Origin of the sequence: Rhodococcus sp. WB9, assembly GCF_007558985.1 — a bacterium.
Lineage (GTDB): Bacteria > Actinomycetota > Actinomycetes > Mycobacteriales > Mycobacteriaceae > Rhodococcus_F > Rhodococcus_F opacus.
Window position 1 is genome coordinate 4,163,564 of record NZ_CP041769.1, and the last position, 16,644, is coordinate 4,180,207.

At 69.1% G+C, this 16,644-nt stretch carries 18 protein-coding genes; 6 read left to right on the forward strand and 12 right to left on the reverse strand.

Annotated features, from left to right (window positions below; genetic code table 11):
- The first annotated feature begins 33 nt into the window (after positions 1-33).
- Positions 34-723 (forward strand): HAD family hydrolase, encoded by a 690-nt coding sequence (locus tag FND50_RS19335; protein WP_144286754.1) that lies wholly within the window; start codon positions 34-36, stop codon positions 721-723.
- On the opposite strand, the gene FND50_RS19340 is transcribed toward FND50_RS19335, so the two are convergent.
- Together FND50_RS19340 and FND50_RS19345 are read right to left on the reverse strand one after the other, a co-directional pair.
- Entirely contained in the window at positions 720-947 is a 228-nt protein-coding gene (locus FND50_RS19340) for a hypothetical protein (RefSeq protein WP_144286755.1), read from the reverse strand. The two genes, FND50_RS19335 and FND50_RS19340, sit on opposite strands and share 4 nt — an antisense overlap.
- A gap of 42 nt (positions 948-989) precedes the next feature.
- Positions 990-2,312, reverse strand: coding sequence for an NAD(P)/FAD-dependent oxidoreductase (locus tag FND50_RS19345; protein ID WP_144286756.1), 1,323 nt, complete (start codon positions 2,310-2,312; stop codon positions 990-992).
- A 133-nt stretch (positions 2,313-2,445) separates the two neighbouring features.
- Between FND50_RS19345 and FND50_RS19350 the strand changes: the two genes are divergently transcribed.
- Together FND50_RS19350 and phoU are read left to right on the forward strand one after the other, a co-directional pair.
- Positions 2,446-2,715 (forward strand): DUF4235 domain-containing protein, encoded by a 270-nt coding sequence (locus FND50_RS19350; RefSeq protein ID WP_037203470.1) that lies wholly within the window; start codon positions 2,446-2,448, stop codon positions 2,713-2,715.
- Positions 2,716-2,753: 38 nt separating this feature from the next.
- Positions 2,754-3,401, forward strand: coding sequence for a phosphate signaling complex protein PhoU (gene phoU / locus FND50_RS19355; protein ID WP_005255784.1), 648 nt, complete (start codon positions 2,754-2,756; stop codon positions 3,399-3,401).
- A 12-nt stretch (positions 3,402-3,413) separates the two neighbouring features.
- On the opposite strand, the gene FND50_RS19360 is transcribed toward phoU, so the two are convergent.
- From FND50_RS19360 to FND50_RS19380, 5 genes are read right to left on the reverse strand one after another with little or no spacing between them, the layout of a single operon-like run.
- A complete protein-coding gene (locus FND50_RS19360) occupies positions 3,414-4,031 on the reverse strand; it encodes a class I SAM-dependent methyltransferase (protein ID WP_144289110.1) in 618 nt (205 codons plus the stop codon).
- A complete protein-coding gene (locus tag FND50_RS19365) occupies positions 4,025-4,798 on the reverse strand; it encodes a PIG-L deacetylase family protein (protein WP_144286757.1) in 774 nt (257 codons plus the stop codon). Before FND50_RS19365 ends, FND50_RS19360 begins: the two co-directional genes overlap by 7 nt.
- Before the next feature lie 2 nt (positions 4,799-4,800).
- Entirely contained in the window at positions 4,801-5,766 is a 966-nt protein-coding gene (locus FND50_RS19370) for an acyl-CoA dehydrogenase family protein (RefSeq protein WP_144286758.1), read from the reverse strand.
- Positions 5,763-6,428 (reverse strand): glycosyltransferase family 2 protein, encoded by a 666-nt coding sequence (locus FND50_RS19375; protein WP_054246535.1) that lies wholly within the window; start codon positions 6,426-6,428, stop codon positions 5,763-5,765. The genes FND50_RS19370 and FND50_RS19375 overlap by 4 nt, the downstream gene beginning before the upstream one ends.
- A gap of 57 nt (positions 6,429-6,485) precedes the next feature.
- Positions 6,486-7,403: an amidohydrolase family protein gene (locus FND50_RS19380; protein WP_144286759.1), complete on the reverse strand. Its 918-nt coding sequence runs from the start codon at positions 7,401-7,403 to the stop codon at positions 6,486-6,488.
- Between the two features lie 75 nt (positions 7,404-7,478).
- Here FND50_RS19380 and FND50_RS19385 point away from each other — a divergent pair, with 75 nt between their 5' ends.
- The 3 genes from FND50_RS19385 to FND50_RS19395 are packed head-to-tail and all read left to right on the forward strand — an operon-like array spanning position 7,479 to position 11,088.
- Positions 7,479-8,006 (forward strand): 2Fe-2S iron-sulfur cluster-binding protein, encoded by a 528-nt coding sequence (locus FND50_RS19385; RefSeq protein ID WP_005255769.1) that lies wholly within the window; start codon positions 7,479-7,481, stop codon positions 8,004-8,006.
- Positions 8,003-8,995, forward strand: a complete 993-nt coding sequence (locus FND50_RS19390; RefSeq protein ID WP_144286760.1) for a xanthine dehydrogenase family protein subunit M — start codon at positions 8,003-8,005, stop codon at positions 8,993-8,995. The genes FND50_RS19385 and FND50_RS19390 overlap by 4 nt, the downstream gene beginning before the upstream one ends.
- Complete coding sequence (locus tag FND50_RS19395) at positions 8,992-11,088, forward strand: xanthine dehydrogenase family protein molybdopterin-binding subunit (RefSeq protein ID WP_144286761.1); 2,097 nt, start codon at positions 8,992-8,994, stop codon at positions 11,086-11,088. Before FND50_RS19390 ends, FND50_RS19395 begins: the two co-directional genes overlap by 4 nt.
- A gap of 10 nt (positions 11,089-11,098) precedes the next feature.
- Here FND50_RS19395 and FND50_RS19400 read toward each other — a convergent pair whose 3' ends face one another.
- The 5 genes from FND50_RS19400 to FND50_RS19420 all read right to left on the reverse strand — a co-directional run bounded on the left by FND50_RS19400 (position 11,099) and on the right by FND50_RS19420 (position 16,550).
- Positions 11,099-11,419 (reverse strand): hypothetical protein, encoded by a 321-nt coding sequence (locus tag FND50_RS19400; RefSeq protein WP_005246323.1) that lies wholly within the window; start codon positions 11,417-11,419, stop codon positions 11,099-11,101.
- Positions 11,420-11,424: 5 nt separating this feature from the next.
- Positions 11,425-11,814 carry a Zn-ribbon domain-containing OB-fold protein gene (locus tag FND50_RS19405; RefSeq protein ID WP_144286762.1) on the reverse strand — a complete coding sequence of 130 codons (390 nt, stop codon included), beginning with the start codon at positions 11,812-11,814 and terminating at the stop codon, positions 11,425-11,427.
- Positions 11,815-12,089: 275 nt separating this feature from the next.
- Entirely contained in the window at positions 12,090-14,447 is a 2,358-nt protein-coding gene (locus tag FND50_RS19410) for a LuxR C-terminal-related transcriptional regulator (RefSeq protein ID WP_144286763.1), read from the reverse strand.
- A 75-nt stretch (positions 14,448-14,522) separates the two neighbouring features.
- Positions 14,523-15,209 carry an SDR family NAD(P)-dependent oxidoreductase gene (locus tag FND50_RS19415; protein ID WP_144286764.1) on the reverse strand — a complete coding sequence of 229 codons (687 nt, stop codon included), beginning with the start codon at positions 15,207-15,209 and terminating at the stop codon, positions 14,523-14,525.
- 120 nt (positions 15,210-15,329) lie between these two features.
- Positions 15,330-16,550: a lipase family protein gene (locus tag FND50_RS19420; RefSeq protein ID WP_144286765.1), complete on the reverse strand. Its 1,221-nt coding sequence runs from the start codon at positions 16,548-16,550 to the stop codon at positions 15,330-15,332.
- Positions 16,551-16,644 lie beyond the last annotated feature (94 nt).

A 16,644-nucleotide genomic window follows, 5' to 3' on the forward strand; every position in this document is an offset into this window, starting at 1 on the left:
CCACGCACCGGGCACTGTGGTTTGCTCGAGCCTATGTCTTCGGAATCCTCTACCGCCGTGAGAGCAGCGCTGTTCGACGTCGACGGCACGCTGGTCGACTCCAACTATCTGCACGTGCGAGCGTGGCAGCGAGCGTTCCGGGAGGTCGGGCACGACGTCGACGCGTGGCGGGTGCATCGCGCGATCGGACTGGATTCGTCGCTTCTCCTGGAATCGCTACTCGGCGACGACGCGAACGCGCTCGGGGACCGCGCGAAGGACCTCCACAAGACGTATTACCTCGGCGCGCGGGACAGCATGCGGCCGCTCGCCGGCGCCCGGGAACTGGTCCGCGAACTGCACGGGCGTGGTGTGCAGGTCGTCCTCGCCACCTCCGCTCCCGAGGAGGAGCTGGACGTGTTGCGGGAGGTCCTGTCGGTCGACTCGTACATCGCGCACACCACGTCGTCCGAGGACGTCGATTCCGCCAAACCGGATCCCGGAGTGATTCGCGCAGCGATGGACCGCTCGTCCACGTCCTCGGGCACTGCGGTGATGGTGGGTGACGCGGTGTGGGACGGCAAAGCGGCGTCCCGCGCCGGGGTCACCTTTGTCGGTCTCCTCAGCGGCGGAATTTCCCGCGCCGAATTGACAGAGGCTGGCGCGGAGGCGGTGTTCGAGGATGCACAGGACCTACTGGACCACCTCGAGTCCAGTCCGCTCGCGAGGCTGCTGGGGTCCTAGGCTCCGCGGGACGACCACGCCTGCGCGATCTCGGGATACGCGTCAGCGATCTCGTCCACACGGTCGTCGGTCGCGGTGTCTATCTCGGCGCGATGGCGCTGAGCTGTGACCAACGGCCCCTCCGATCCCCCGGATTCCGAACCTCCGGCAGGCGCGTTCGCCTCCCATTCGTGGATCACCTCGTCGAGGCGAAGTGCGACGAATTCCTTCTTGCTCTCAGTCATCACCTGTTCCTTTCGTTGCGTCGTGCCGAAAACGCCGTGGATTCACGACTGTGCCCCTACGCCCTCACCGGCTGCGAACCGCGATGCCGAATCGGTGACCAGCCCGATCGACACGAGTGGGCGAGGGAAGAGCAGATCGGTGAGGTAGGCGAGAGCGACCGCCCAGCGGTTGGCCGCGTTCGGCATCGCGTAGAGGTGGTAGGCGCGCGTGACCACCTTCGCGAGGAACCCCGACAGCTGGATGCCGAGGGGGTTCGCGACGGCGAACCCCGGGCCGAGATCCACGACGAGACCCATGTCGCGATGGCTGTACGGTTTCGGGTCGCCGACGCCCAGGCTTGCCGCGACATTGCGGGCCAGGGCCTGTCCTTGCCGCACGGCATGCTGGGCGGTGGGAGGGGTGACCGATCCGCTGTTCTTCGGGTCAGGAACAGCCGCGGCGTCGCCGCCCGCGAAGACGTCGGGATGCCCGTCCACCGAGAGGTCGGGGCGCACCGTCAATCTCCCCTTCTCGCTGGGTAACCCGAGCGTGTCGATGAGCGGGCTGGCGGTCACGCCCGTCACCCAGGCGACGGTGCGGGTGGGGATCACGGTGCCGTCGTCGAGCGTGACGTGGTCGGGTCCGAGTTCCGTGAGGGTGGTTTCCAGGCGCACGTCGATGCCTCGGGAGCGCAGCACGTCCAGAACTTTGCCGCCCAGCTTCTCCCCTACCTCCGGCATCACCGTGTCGGCGGCGTCGAGCAGCAGGAACCGGATCTTCGCGGGGTCGAGTTTTCGCCGTGCGGCCGCTTCGTCGGCGAGGGCGCGCAGTTGCGCGGTGAGTTCCGTGCCCGCGTAGGACGCACCCACGACGACGACCGTTCGGCGGGCATCGGCAACCGAAGGGTCGGTGTCCCGCTCGGCGAGTTCGATCTGGGTGAGGAGCTGGTCGCGGAAGTACAGCGCTTCGGCCGGCGTCTTGAGCCCCCTCGCGTGCTCGGCGAGCCCGGGAATGTCGAACAGGCGGGTCACCGATCCGGGGGTGAGCACCACCCGGTCCCAGGCCACGTCCTCGACGCCCTGCTCGCAGTCGGTCACGTGCACGGTGCGGGAGTCGAAGTCGACGGAATCGACGCTGCCCTTCACCAGTTCGACGTTCGGCAGCGCCTCGGAGAGAGGAACGGTGACGAACCGAGCGTCCAGGATTCCGCCCGCCACCTCCGGCAGGAGCGGGGTGTACAGCATGTAGTCGTGTGGCGAGATCATGGTGATGCGGGCATCGGTCCCCCGGAGACGCCGCGCGAGAGCACGTGCGCATTCGAATCCGGCGAAGCCGCTTCCCACCACTACGATGCGAGTTGGCTCTCCAGCTGATTCGTTGGTCATACAGAACACTGTCCCCGCCCTGGGCTCGAACGAAACAATCGCCGGCGTCGCTGCACCGCGGTGTGAGGACGGCGAATACGGGTACTCGCCGTACCGAGAGCGATCGATGGGATCGAATGCGAAGGGCGGGAAGATGAGTGCCGTATCGAAGGCAATGTACAAACCGTTGGCGCTGGCCGCGAGTGTCGCCGGCGGAATCGCGGCCAGTGCGGTTTTCGGTCAGGTGTGGAAGCGTGTCGCCGGCGAATCGGAGGCTCCCGACCCCAAGGATCTCTCACGCAGCACTCGCGAAGTGCTGATCGCGGCGGCCGTGCAGGGCACCGTATTCGGCCTGGTCAAGGCGGCGGTGGACCGCGCGGGCGCGCAGGGATACCGGAAGCTGGCCCACGCCGACCCCCGGTAGATCGAGGCAGTTGTCATAGAACCCCCTAGGCTGAGCCGATGCGTACTCGTTTCGCGGAAAACCTCGACAGCCTGTCCGGCGATCTCGCCTCCATGTGCCGGCTGTCCGTTACCGCGATGTCGGAGGCGAGCGACGCACTGCTGCAGGCAGACCTCGAGCTCGCCGAGCATGTCATCGACGTGAGCGGCGAGCTCGACGATGCCGCGGCGCACTGGGAGAAGCGTGCCTTCGCCCTGCTGGCGCTGCAGGCACCGGTCGCGCACGACCTCCGATTCATGGTCGGCGGCCTCCACATTTCCGCGGATCTGCACCGCATGGGCGGTCTCGCTGTGCACATCGCGAAGATCGCCCGCCGACGGCATCCCGATCACGTCGTTCCCGACGAGGTCCTGGACGTGTTCACCGAGATGGGCGCCGTCGCCGTCGCGCAGGCGAGGGAAACCGAGCAGGTGCTGCAGCACCGCGATCCCGAGCGCGCACGCGGCTTGCTGACGGCGGACGAGGCGATGGACGATCTCCATCGGAGCCTGTTCACGATCACCCAGGCCGAGGACTGGCCGCACGGTGTCCAGTCCGCCGTCGACATCACCCTGCTCGGCCGCTTCTACGAGCGGTTCTGCGACCACACGGTCGAGATCGGCAGGCGCGTCATCTTCCTCGAGACCGGGAGCCTGCCCGAACAATGAGGGCACGCCGGGTCAGCTCAACCCTTCCGCCGCGGCCACCGACGGCACCGGACCCCGGGTGTAGACGTCGAGGTGGAAGTCCGCGTCCCGGTACGCCCCGGCACGGTGGAGGCCGTCGGTCGCCGCGACCGTCTCGTGCACCGCGCGCCCGGTCTGCGGATACTCCGGTACCGGATGCTGCCAGTGGACCGCCACGAGGGTGCCACCCTCTTCGAGGGCGACGACGGCACGTCCCAGCGTGGTCGTGAGGTCGGCGGGCGTCAGGTAGTACAGCACCTCACTGAGCACCACGAGGTCGAAGGCGCCCGGTGGCCACGGGTCGAGCAGCGATGCCCGGCCGAGTTCCACCCGGTCTGCCAGTCCTTCGCGACGCAGACGGTCCCGTGCGCTCTCCAGCGCACGCGGTACCACGTCGGTTGCGACGACCCGGTCGCAGCGCCGCGCCAGGTGCGCCGTGAGCACGCCGATCGAGCACCCCGGTTCGAACGCCCGCCGATAGTGCGGGCGGGGCAGGGCCGCGAGAGTGAGCGCGTACTTGCGGCGTTCGTACCATCGTTCGTCGAAGCCCCACGGATCGGCTGATTCGGCGTACATCGTTTCGAAGTAGCCGGGATCCATCGCGCTCACCACAGCACCCATTCCGTTGTCCGCATCAGTCTCGCGAGCACCCACAGCGGGAGGATCGCGGCGTCCCGCGGGTCTTCGGAAAGCGGGAGGATCTGGGTGCGGAATTCGTCGACGGCACGGCGTTTGCGTTCCAGGATCTCCGCGGCCGGGGTCAGGACGCGTATCCGGTTCCAGGGCACCGCCGGATCGGCCGGCCGCGCCCAGTGCCACATCCAGACCGGATACTCGATCAGTCGGTGACCGGTGATCGAACAGGCTTCTGCCGCAGCTCTTCCGGTGGCTTCGTGATCGGGATGGCCGTCGCCTCGCCAGGTGGCGAGCACCCACACCCTCTCCGCTTCTCCGGAGGTCGCGGTGAGCACGCCGACGAGGCGGGTGGTGAGTTCGTGCTCGTGCGCGCTCACCCCGCCGTCCGGTATTCCGAGTCGCAGTGGTTCGCCGACACCCAGCAGTGCTGTCGCCTGGTTCGATTCCGCGATCCGTGCGGCGGCCAGTGCGTCGGGCGTCAGCGTCGGCGAGTCGGGGTGGGACGCCGCACCGTCCGTCACCGCCACCACCACGACGGGAATACCGGCGGCCGCGGCGGTGGCCATCAGCGCGCCCACACCGAGTACCTCGTCGTCGGGATGTGGTGCGACGACGACCAACCGGTCGCACTCCGCGGGTGGTACCGGCAGGAAGGGGGTGGACGCCAGCCACGGCTGCCATTCGTCCTCCGGTGTGCCGCGCGCGGCCACCGGGAGCTCCCGGAATCTGGTGCCGTTGTCCACTGTCAGTCCTCCCCCGCGACGAGTGCGCCGAGTGTCGCGAGATCGCGCTCGGCGTGGGATTGCCGGATGTACACGAGGAGGTCCGCGACATTGCGGGCATGACCGGCATCCGTCGCGAGGGGCGCGGCACCCAGCGCGCGGCCGACGCGGTCGATCACGTCGCTCGCGGTCCGCTCGATCAGCGCCCGCACCCGGAACGCGCGCGTCTGGGCGGACCTCCGATCGAGGGGGCTCGCATCCACCTCCCCGGCCGCTGACTCGAATGCCCATCGTGCCGCGCTGACGGCGACGTCGATCGCCCCGAGGTGCGCGAGCTGGTGGCTGTCCGCGCGGCCGCTCCGGGCCCGCACCCGCAGCGGTTCGGCGACGGCGAGCGCGCCCCCGAACCAGCACGCCGCCACCCCGATGCCGCCGTGCCAGAACCCGGGACGGTCGAGGTACTCGTCCGCAGCGCCGACCGGTCGCGCGGGAACGCCGTCGAACGTCACCGATTCGGTGTCGGTCGCCGCCATGCCCGAATTTCGCCAGCCTCCGCGGCCCGCCGTGACACCCGATTCCCGCAGGTCGACGGCGAACAGCCGGGGTTGCCCGTCGACTCGTGCCGTGACCAGGGCATGCGTGCACATCGATGCCCCGGAGCACCATGCCTTCGTCCCCCGCAGGCGCCACCCGGCCGCGTCGTGGGAGGCGTCCAGCACGGGGTGCGGTGGCTCGCTGGCCCACACCCCCCAGAACTCGTTCCGGCCGGCGCGGGTCCCGTCGAGTTCGGCGAGGATCGCGTCCGCGTCTGCGTGCGCCTCGAGGAGCCGGCCGACCGAGAGGTCGTGGCGGCACCACTGCGTCAGCCGCGCCCATCGGGCTGCGGTCGAGCCGCCGCCCGGCAGCGGCAGTTCCGCGTCCCCCGAAAGGATGATCGCCCGCACTGCTGCGGCGGCGGGGCTGCTGTCGTGGGTCACGTCGGCGCTCATCGGTCCTGCAATCCCTCGAGGTACGTGGCGAACCCCTGCGGGGCTCGGGCCTCGACTCGCGCCGACGTCTCCACTGGGGCGTCGATACTCCACACAACGTTCGCTCCCCGCCCGACCATCCGCTGCACCAGATCCACGTCCTCGTGCGCGGGCAGTGCGGCAAAACCTCCCACCGCCCGATACAGATCCGCGGAGAATCCGAGGGACGCGCCGTGCACGTGCCCATGGGCGGCGCCGGACCGGTAAGCGCTGCCGTACCGCGACCGGACGTGGTCGGGCCACCCCGACCAGTCGGTGACCGCCACCGTGCCCGCCACCAACTGCGCCCCACGACTCGCGTGCTGCAGGTGGGACGAGAGCCAGTGGGCGGGGACCTGCGAGTCCGCGTCCGTCGTGGCGAACCATTCGTGTGAGCGTGGGGCGACCGAGTCGAAACCCGCACGACGGGCCGCGCCGACGTTCCGCGCACCCAGGACCACGACGTCGACGTCCGCTTCACGGACGACGGCTTCGCTGCCGTCGGTACATCCGTCGAGCACCACCACCGTCGTGACCGGCACGGACACCTCCCGCGCGGCGGCACGCAACCCCTCCAGACAGTGCGGCAGCAGCGCTTCTTCGTCGTGGGCGGGCACGACCACCGTGATGTGCTCGACGCGCATGACGTCCCCCTCCTGATCACTCACTGTTTCCGGGTTCAGCAAGTACCCAGTCCGTCGTCAGGGGAACCACAACCGTTCGGCGTTGACGACGGCAACCTGGTGCGCGACCGGGACGGGTAGCGCACCCAGCAACGTACGGATTTGACGTCCCCGGGTCTTCACCGTCTCCGCCCTGCCCACGGTGTCCGTGCCGACGACGAATCGGTCGCGATGCCGGGTGATCACTTCCACCCAGTCGGCGGCGACGTCGGAGCCGTCGACGATTCGATCCAGCAGCACCCACGACAGTTCGACGGTCAAGTTCGGGTGCCGACCCAGTAGTTCGCGGACCAGGCCCAACTGACCGCTGGGGTCGACGCGGCGCGACACGCCCGCGTGGCACCAGACGACGGAGGTCGACCGATGCCGTTCGAGGGCTCGCTCGAGTGCGCCGATGTATTCGTGCCTGCCCGGCATTCCGGTCGAGGCGGAGTCGTGATGGAGCGAGATCGGCACCTCCTTCTCGGCGCAGAACGCGAGAACCTCGTCCATCGCCACGTGGTCGGGAGAGGGCACCTCGCCGAGCGTGAGATTCGTGAGGTCGTCGTGCCGGAACATGACCTCACCGACACCGGCCCAGCGATCGGTGCGACTCCACCCGGATTCGACATGCTCGACCGCGAGGCGGTCGGTGGGATCGAAACCACAGACGAGCGGCGCCACCGTCAACCGGCCGTCGGATTCGAGTTCGGGTTGCAGGTCGAGGACGATGGCGTCGGTCAGCGAGTGGTAATGACACGGCGCGTTGTCGTCGAGGTAGTAGTCCGGCCGCACCGGCTCGGCCGTCGACCACTTCTTCTTCAGCGGGAGACCGAACACCACGGCGCGCTGCGCACCGGCGTCGACCAGGGTGTCGCGTAATTCGTGCACGGCGGCGGGATGTTGCAGGAAGTCCACCAGATGCACGTGCGTGTCGATCCACTGAGCAGAGGCCATGTGGTCCGATATACCAGCAATTCCCGCGGGCGCCGACTCTGATTCGGGATCTGTGCCCGCGGGTACCCTCCGGCCATGAATGTCGCGGACAGCCCCCGCTACCGGAAGATCACCCTCACCGTGGACGGTGAGGAACGGACACTCGAAGTCGACACCCGCACGACGCTGCTCGACGCGCTTCGCGATCACCTCGGGGTGACCGCACCCAAGAAGGGCTGCGACCACGGCCAGTGCGGCTCGTGCACCGTCCTCCTCGACGGCAGACGGGCCACGTCTTGCCTCACGTTCGCCGTCGCCCACGACGGGGACCGCGTCGTCACCGCGCACGGACTGGCCGACGGAGAGGTGCTGCATTCCGTTCAGCAGGCGTTCGTCGAGCAGGACGGACTGCAGTGTGGTTACTGCACGCCCGGTCAGATCTGTTCGGCGATCGGGATGTTCGACGAGTTCCTGGCCCTGCACCCGAGCGCCGTCACCGAGAACCTGACCGCTCCGCCCGAACTCACCGACGACGAGATACGGGAGCGGATGAACGGAAACCTCTGCCGGTGCGGCGCGTACCCGAACATCCTCGCGGCGATCAGGCAGGCGGCGGAGGCGTGATTCCCTTCGATTACGAGCGGGCCACCGACGTCGACAGTGCCGTCGCCACGGTCACGGGTGACCCGCGGGCGTCGTTCCTCGCCGGCGGCACCAACCTCGTCGACCACATGAAGCTGGGGGTGGCGCACCCGCATCTCCTCGTCGACGTGAGCCGTCTCCCCCTCGACGACGTCGTCGAACTTCCGGACGGCGGGCTCCGGATCGGGGCGGCCGTCTGCAACAGCGATCTCGCCGCGCACGACGTCGTCCGCGCCCGGTACCCGATGCTGTCGCGGGCGCTCCTCTCCGGTGCGTCGGGGCAGCTGCGCAATGTCGCGACCACGGCGGGAAATCTGCTTCAGCGGACCCGTTGCGTGTACTTCCAGGACGTCTCGATGCCGTGTAACAAGCGGGAGCCCGGCACCGGATGTTCCGCGATCGGCGGTTACGTGCGCTACCACGCCATTCTCGGCGCGTCGGAGCACTGCGTCGCTGTGCACCCGTCCGACATGGCCGTCGCGATGACGGCGCTCGACGGTGTCGTGGTGGTGCGCAGTGCCGACGGTGAACGGCGAATCCCGTTGAGCGAGTTCTACCGGCTTCCCGGGGACCGGCCCGAGCACGACACCGTCCTCGCGCACGGCGACCTCGTGACCGCCGTGGAGCTGCCCCCGCCGTCCGCCGGAAACCGGTCCGCGTATCGGAAGGTGCGCGACCGTGCCTCCTTCGCGTTCGCGCTGGTGTCGGTGGCCGCTGAGCTGACGATCGAGGATACGTCGATCACGTCGGCACGGGTCGCGCTCGGCGGGGTCGCACACCGGCCCTGGCGCGCCACGCTCGCCGAGGAGGTCCTCGTCGAATCGCAGCCGACGGAGGACACCTTCACAGAGGCCGCTGCCGCGGAACTCGCGGCGGCACAACCACTTCCGGGAAATGAATTCAAGGTCGAACTGACCCGGCGGGTGCTCGTGTCGGTACTTCGATCACTCACCGAGGAGGCGCGCCGATGACCCTCGTCGATCCGAAGGTGATCGGAACCTCCGCCGAGCGGCTGGACGCCCACGACAAGGTGACCGGTTCGGCGTTGTATGCGTTCGAGTACCCCGTGGAGGAGCCGACGTATCTGCATCCGATCCTGTCGACGATCGGACGCGGCCGGGTCAGGGCGATGCACACGGCCGACGCGGAAGCCCTGGACGGGGTGCTCGCGGTCCTGACGGTGTTCGACGCGCCCCGCCTCGCGGACACCTCGGACGGGGAACTCGCGATCCTGCAGGACCCCGAGGTTCACTTCCGCGGCCAGTTCGTGGGTGCGGTGGTCGCGGAGACACCGGAGGTCGCCCGGCACGGCGCGAGCCTCGTGCGCGTCGACTACGACGTGGAATCCCACGACACCGACTTCCATTCCGGCCGGGACGACCTGTACGCCCCCGAAGACGTGAACGCGGGGTTCCCGACCGACACCGAGGACGGCGACGTCGACGCGGCACTCGCCGCCGCCGCGGTCAGGGTCGATCAGGTGTACTCCACCGCGATGGAACACAACAATCCGATGGAACCGCACGCCGCCATCGCCCGATGGACCCCGGGCGGCAGCGGACCGGTTCTGACGCTGCACGATTCGACGCAGGGCGTCCACTCCGTGCGGCAGAGGCTGGCACCGATGTTCGGACTCGAAGTCGAGCAGATGCGGGTGATCGCCCCGTACGTCGGCGGCGGCTTCGGCTCCAAGGGACTGCCGCACGCGCACGACGTGCTCGTGGTGCTGGCGGCGCAGCGGGTGGACGGCCGGCCGGTGAAGTTCGCGCTCACCCGGCAGCAGATGTTCGCCCTCTCCGCGTATCGCACCCCGACGGTGCAGCACATCCGGCTCGGGGCGGATGCGGACGGACGGCTGACCGCGCTCTCCCACGAGGCGATCGTGCAGTCCGCGAAGATCAAGGAATTCGCCGAACAGGCGGCAGTCCCGTCGCGGCTGATGTACTCCGCGGGCACCCGGTACACCACCCACCGTCTCGCGTCCCTCGACGTGCCCGCCCCCTCCTGGATGCGTGCGCCCGGCGAGACCCCGGGCATGTTCGCGGCCGAGGTGGCGATGGACGAACTGGCCGAGGCCTGCGGACTCGACCCGATCGCACTGCGGATCCGCAACGAACCCGACGTCGACCCGAGTACGGGCCGCCCCTGGTCGGGTCGGCGCCTCACCGACTGCCTGCGGGAGGGCGCCCGGCGATTCGGGTGGGCGGACCGCGACGCGGCGGCGCGGGCTCGGTCGGACTCCGAGTGGCAGGTGGGGATGGGCGTCGCGTCCGCAACGTATCCCGCCAACACGTCACCGGGATCGGTTGCCCGGATCGTGTACGAATCCGACGGCACGTACACCGTGGAGATCGGGTCGGTCGACATCGGCACCGGCGCATGGACCGCGCTCACGCAGATCGCCGCCGACGCGCTGGGCTGTCCCCTCGACGCAATCGTCCTGCAGATCGGCGACACGAATCTTCCGTCGGCGACCGTCGCAGGCGGCTCCACGGGTACCAGTTCTTGGGGCAGTGCGATCGTCGCGGCGGCCCGGGCGTTCCGGGACCAGCACGGCACGTCACCCGCCCCGGGCGCGGCGACGAGTGCGGGGACGCCCGACAACCCCGACGCCGACAAGTTCGCGCTCCACTCGTTCGGTGCCCACTTCGTGGAGGCGCACGTCCACCGGGACACCTGCGAGATCCGCGTCGAACGCATGCTCGGGGTATTCGCGATCGGCCGGGTGATCAACACCCGCACGGTTCGGTCGCAACTCCTCGGCGGGATGACCATGGGCATCTCGATGGCCCTGCACGAGAGCAGTGTGAACGACCCCCGGTTCGGTCACGTCGTGACCCAGGACCTTGCCTCCTATCACGTCAGCACGCACGCCGACATCAGGTACCTCGACGCGGTGTGCCTCGACGACGTCGACGAGCACGCCAACCCGATGGGATCGAAGGGCGCCGGCGAGATCGGCATCGTCGGTGCCGCGGCCGCGGTGGCGAACGCTGTTCGTCACGCCACCGGCGTCCGGGTCCGGAAGGTGCCGATCCACCTGGACGATCTGCTGCCCGGGTGATCGACCGGGTTTACCGCACGTCCCACGCCTGCGCGAGAGACGTGCGCAGGTGACTTTTCATCGCACGGATCTTCTGGACATCGGTGGATTTCGGTGCGAGTCCCTCGAGCACGAGTTCCATGAAGCGTCGGCGGCTGACACCGAATCGCTCCAGCAGTTCCGCCGCGCTGGCACCACCGAACGGTGCCCACTGGATCGCGAAGCTGATCATCCACCGGGCATCCGAGCTCACCGAGTGCATCTGCGCGAGCAGATCGCACCGGCGAAGCGCCAGACGCAGCCACTCGGTGCCGAACGCTTCCTCCGGTTCGTCCGCGGTCTGTGTCGTCACGCCGATCACCGCTGACCGGCGGAGCGGACCGCGAACACCGGCAACTGTTCCGACCTCGACGCGGGGCGGAACTCGACGCGAACCGGACAGTCGGACGGTGCCGGGACGTCGCCGTCGATCCAGGTGTAGACCCACGGACCCTCGTCGAGTTCGACGATCGCGATCGTGCACGGGACGAGACCACGGTCCGCCCCGTTCACCTCACGGTGAACCACCTTCGAGGACACGATCGATCCGACGCCACACGACGGGACACGCTCGAGATTCGACCCCTGACAAGCGGAGCAGGTGGCCATCAACGGCGCGAGCAGGGTCGTGCAGTTGAGGCAGCGTTGGATCATCAGCTCGCATTTCTGGGCGAGTCCCTGCCAGCGGGTCATGCCGTCCGTGGTCACGCCGTCACCCCCGTGAGTTCCTGCCCCACCACGTCGTCTGCCATTCGGTTTCCCCCGATCCACACAAGACACCGGTCGGTGTGCGCCCGACGGAGAATCGGGGGCCGTGGAAGTTGGGGGTCGGGCTTTCGGTGTGTTCGGGGATCAGTGGACATCGGGGGCCTCGGTCTGGAGCCGGATTGGGGGGACGCGTACGAGCATCCCGTCCGCGGCGGCGAAGTACAGCGGCTGAACGACCCGGGGACATACCTATTTCGTCCCGTGCAGGTGCCCGGTCAGGGGTGCGGGTCCTGTGCGTGTTCGACGATCCACGCCGCGATCTGGGTGCGCGAGTTGAAACCCAGTTTCGCGAGAATGTGCTCGACATGCCCCTGCGCCGTGCGCTGCGAGATCACCAACCGGGCCGCGATCGCCTTGTTGGTGAGCCCGTCGGCGACCAGTTCCGCGACCTGCCATTCGCGTCGGGTCAGGTGCGTCGCCCCGTTCGACGCCGACACCGCCTCCGGTCGCTGCTCGTCGAGCGCGTACGCGACCGCATCGTCGAACGACGTGTGCATACCGTGGTCGAAGGCGGCGTCGAACGCGCGGTCCCCGATCACGGCGCGGGCCTGCTGCTCGCATTCCGCGTGGTGGACGAGCAGGTTAGGGTAGACGGTGCTGGGGTTGCCGACGGTCTGCGCGACCGCCTCCGCGGCGCCCATCAGTTCGGCGGCCTGCTGGGCCCGGCCGGCGCCCACGGCGACCCAGGCGAGCACCTCGAGTGCCCCGCACGCGCTGATCCGGTCGTCGACCAGATGGGACAGCCGCAGCCCCTGCTTCACGTAGTCGTCGGCGAGGGCGAGGTGTCCGCGTTGCCACGCAGCCATTCCCGCCGCCCACAGCGACCAGCCCCGGTACACGGACTCGCCGTGGGCCTCGGTCAGGGCGAAGATCTCGGATCCGCACATCTTCGCCACTGCCCCGTCGCCCTGCATGCCGCTCACCAGCGCCAACCCGAGCAGTCCCCACGTCAACTGGAGCAGGTTGCCCTTGTCGCGGAATTCGGCGAGCGCATCTTCGAAGCATGCCCGTGCACGCGGGAGGTCCCCGGCGAACATGGCGCAGCACCCGGCGGCGTGGACCACCAGGGCACGCATCAGCGTGTCACCGTTCCTCTCGGCGAGGACGGCGCCCTCGTCGACCAGTGCTTTCGCGGCCTCGCGGTCGCCGTGCATGCCCGCGAGCACGCTGTCGACGTACAGCGCCTCGATCCGTTCCCGGCTCGCGCCGCCCGGATGCCGTCCCAGCAGCTGTCCGAGCCAACGGCGACCCTCGCGGAGCAGTCCGCGGGCGCGCCAATACGGGTACAGGGCGGCGGCGATCCGCAGCCCCGTCTCGGCCTCACCCGGCTCGGTCAGGCTGAAATGGAGGGCCGCCCGCACGTTCAGCGTCTCCGCGTCGAGCCGGCTGATCCACATCACCTGCCGGGGTCCGATCCACTCGGCCTCGCACTGCACCACCAGCTGCTCGTACCAGTCGCGGTGCCGCCGGCGCAGCGACACGTACTCCCCGGTCTCCTGCAATTTCTCGCGGCCGTAGTCACGCACCGTCTCGAGCAGGTGGTACCGCACCGCCGGCCCCGACTCCTCGCGGATCAGGATCGATTTGTCGATCAACGACGCCACCACGTCGAGGACGTTCTCCACCGGCAGGTCGCCGGCGCAGATTCCCTCCACCGCGTCCAGTTCGAAGCCGCCGGCGAACACCGACAGCCTCGCCCACAGCTCGCGTTCCTCCTCGGTGCACAGCTCGTGACTCCAGTCGACGCAAAGCCGCAGGGTCTGCTGCCGGCTCGGCGCGCCCCGCGATCCGACCGTCAGCAGCCGGTAGCGGTCGGTCAGCCGCTGCAGGATTTGTTCCGCCGACATCACCCGCAGCCGCACCGCCGCCAGTTCGATCGCCAACGGCAATCCGTCCAGCCGGCGGCAGATCCGGGCCACCGCCACATGATTGTCCTCGGTGAGTTCGAACTCCGGCACCGCGGTGGCCGCCCGCTCGACGAACAACGTCACCGCCTCGTACTGCGGCAAGCCCTGCAGGGACGAGCGTTCGGGTTCGGGCACCGTCAGCGGCGGCACCCGCAGTACCGCCTCGCCGCCGATGGCCAGCGGTTCGCGGCTCGTCGCGAGGATCCGTAACTCAGGGCAGCTCCGCAACAATGTCTCCGACAACGCGGCGGCCGCGGCGACCACGTGCTCGCAGTTGTCGAGCACCAGCAGCAGTTGCCGGGTGGCGAGGTACTCGGTCAGCAGCACCTCCGGGTTCCCGGAGCGCTGCTCGCGCAGTCGCAGTGCCGCCGACACGGCGTCGACGAGTGTCGTGTCGTCGTCCAGCTCCCCCAGCTCGACCAGCCACACGCCGTCCTCGAATGCGCGGCTCGCATCGGCGGCCACCCGCAACGCCAGCCGGGTCTTCCCGACACCGCCGATCCCGGCGAGTGTCACCAGACGTGACACGGACAGCAGACGTCGCGCCTCGGTCACCTCACGGCGACGGCCGACGAAACTCGTCAGTTCGTGGGGCAGGTTTCCCACTGTGCCCTTCACTGCCGCCGGCATCACACCGTCACTCTCGACTCGCAGCCCCCTGCGCACACGGTACTCCCGGTGCGCGGCGGCAACGACGCTTTCGGCTGCGGGTCCGCGAGTCTCGGGGCCCCGCGAACCGGATCACCTCGTCCAGCGGGTGGGCGCCCAGCGACCGGTGTAGGACCGGATGCGGTTGGCGCGGCGGGCCGGCCGGCGAGTGGCGGCCTCGGTCAGGCTGTGCGGGATCATGGCGATCCGGGCGCCGTCGACCACGTAGGCCGCCCCGGTGACGAACATTGCGGCCGGCGCGGTCAGATACGACGCGACGGCGGCGACTTCCCGGTCGTCGGGGCCGGGCGATGCGAAGTCCGGTTCGACTGCGGGCACCACGACCGAGTTGACGGTGATCGAGTATCGCGCCAGTTCGGCGGCGAGCAGGCCGGTGAGTCCGCCGAGCCCGAACGACGAGGGGGTGATGTTGACGATCCGACCGCCCTCACCGCTCGCGATCATGTAACGCACGGCGCGTTGAATGCACTCGACGGCGGTGCTGCCGGGGCAGCTGACGAGAACGCCGATTCCGCCTAGTTCCCGGGCGAACTCGTCGACGGCAGCCGCGGAGTCGGGCAGGTCGGCCAGATCCATGCGCTGCACGGCCGCGTTCACCGATCTGGATCGGATGTCGGCGGCGGTGGACTCGGCGCTGTCCCGGTCCGCGGCGTAGGCGAGGCCGATGTGGAACCCGTCGTCCGCGAGCGCCAGTGCTACCGCTCGGCCCATCGGCGAGTCCGATCCGGTCACGACTGCGGTGCGTGTGCTGGGGTGCATGAGTTCGGAATACCCCCTGGTAGATCTGCTCAAACGCTCAACTTTCGGACTGTGTACGGGCAGAACACAATCCGGCGACGAGCCGCACCCGCAACCCGTCGCTGATCGCCGCCGCACCAATCAGCAGTTGGACGGCGCCGGGTCGCCCCGGAACCGGGCGTCGAGGTAGTCCAGGGCGGTCGGCAGGCCCAGCACGGCGGTGGTCAGGTGGTCGGGACTCGGGAACAGATCGGATTGCACCTTGGCGCCGGCGGCGCAGTATCGCGCGACGGTCGCCTCGATCGAGTCGACCGGGATGAGTACGTCTGTCGGGCTGTGCCATTCGAAGATCGGCGCGGTCGGAACACCCGGGTACAGCTCGACGCTGTTCTCGTTCAGCACCTCCCAGGCCTGCGGGCTGCTCATGAGGTCGGTGGTCTTGGCGACCTCCGTCGCGCTGCGACCGGCGCCGGCCGCCAGAATGCCGTTGGTGCACGCGTTGACCATCTCGTCGCGCATCGCCAGGCCGCGATCGTTGAGTTGCTCGCTGATCGGCAGGCGGTCCGGGTACTCACGCTCGAGTCCGAGTGCCGCCGCCATCGCGAGGCCGAATGCCGGATGCGGTTGCATGCCGAGTCCGTTGGCCATCTTGCCGATGTTCATGGGCACACCGCCCTCGGCGACACCGACGATGTTCAGTTCCGGCGCGTACGTGGGTGCGAGCGCCGCGGCCCACGCCGACGCCATGCCGCCGCCGGAGTATCCGGCCAGTGCGACCGGGCTCTCCGCCACACCGAGTTCGGGCACCCGCTGAACCGCGCGGATGCCGTCCAGGGTGATGGTTCCGCCGAGTTTCGCGGCACCGTAGGCACTGTTCGGGCCGAGGTGGTCGGGGAGCGCGACCGTCCAGCCGCGCTGCAGTGCGAGGTTCAGTGCGGGCGCCTCCTTGATCTGGAGGTCGGGGTCGTTCGAGTACAGGGTCCGCGACGGCGCGCACCGCGGTCCGAGCGCGTTGATGATGTGCTGATACGACAGCAGCGGCCCGTTCACCGGCCGGGTGCGGGGTACCAGCACGGTGGTGACCGACGAGATCGGGTGGTCCTCCGAGTTGGCGGTGCGGTACTTCACCTGCCAGACGTCGGTGTCGGGGAAGGCGAGCAGCGGCGGCATCGGACGGACCGCGAGGGGCTCCCCGACCGCTGCAGCGGCCAGCCCCTGCGACTGCAGGTAGAAGGGGTCGGGGTCGGATGCGGGATAGATCGGCACGGCGGCCGCGACTCCGACGTTCGCGACGGTGGTGCAGGCGACGAACGCGGCACATAACGCACCCGCGGTGAGGCTCGTGATACGTGCGCGCTTCATGCCGCCTCCTAGTTTGCCTAGAGATCGATTGTTACCGAGTTCGCAGGAGATATCGGTATTCGGGCCCGCCCGTTACGGCAATGCAATGGACGGC

Bases quoted from the DNA above. Each gene is read 5' to 3' on its own strand.
- FND50_RS19335 (WP_144286754.1), top strand. From the start codon at position 34: ATGTCTTCGGAATCCTCTACCGCCGTGAGAGCAGCGCTGTTCGACGTC.
- FND50_RS19340 (WP_144286755.1), bottom strand. From the start codon at position 947: ATGACTGAGAGCAAGAAGGAATTCGTCGCACTTCGCCTCGACGAGGTG.
- FND50_RS19345 (WP_144286756.1), bottom strand. From the start codon at position 2,312: ATGACCAACGAATCAGCTGGAGAGCCAACTCGCATCGTAGTGGTGGGA.
- FND50_RS19350 (WP_037203470.1), top strand. From the start codon at position 2,446: ATGAGTGCCGTATCGAAGGCAATGTACAAACCGTTGGCGCTGGCCGCG.
- phoU (WP_005255784.1), top strand. From the start codon at position 2,754: ATGCGTACTCGTTTCGCGGAAAACCTCGACAGCCTGTCCGGCGATCTC.
- FND50_RS19370 (WP_144286758.1), bottom strand. From the start codon at position 5,766: ATGAGCGCCGACGTGACCCACGACAGCAGCCCCGCCGCCGCAGCAGTG.
- FND50_RS19375 (WP_054246535.1), bottom strand. From the start codon at position 6,428: ATGCGCGTCGAGCACATCACGGTGGTCGTGCCCGCCCACGACGAAGAA.
- FND50_RS19380 (WP_144286759.1), bottom strand. From the start codon at position 7,403: ATGGCCTCTGCTCAGTGGATCGACACGCACGTGCATCTGGTGGACTTC.
- FND50_RS19385 (WP_005255769.1), top strand. From the start codon at position 7,479: ATGAATGTCGCGGACAGCCCCCGCTACCGGAAGATCACCCTCACCGTG.
- FND50_RS19395 (WP_144286761.1), top strand. From the start codon at position 8,992: ATGACCCTCGTCGATCCGAAGGTGATCGGAACCTCCGCCGAGCGGCTG.
- FND50_RS19415 (WP_144286764.1), bottom strand. From the start codon at position 15,209: ATGCACCCCAGCACACGCACCGCAGTCGTGACCGGATCGGACTCGCCG.
- FND50_RS19420 (WP_144286765.1), bottom strand. From the start codon at position 16,550: ATGAAGCGCGCACGTATCACGAGCCTCACCGCGGGTGCGTTATGTGCC.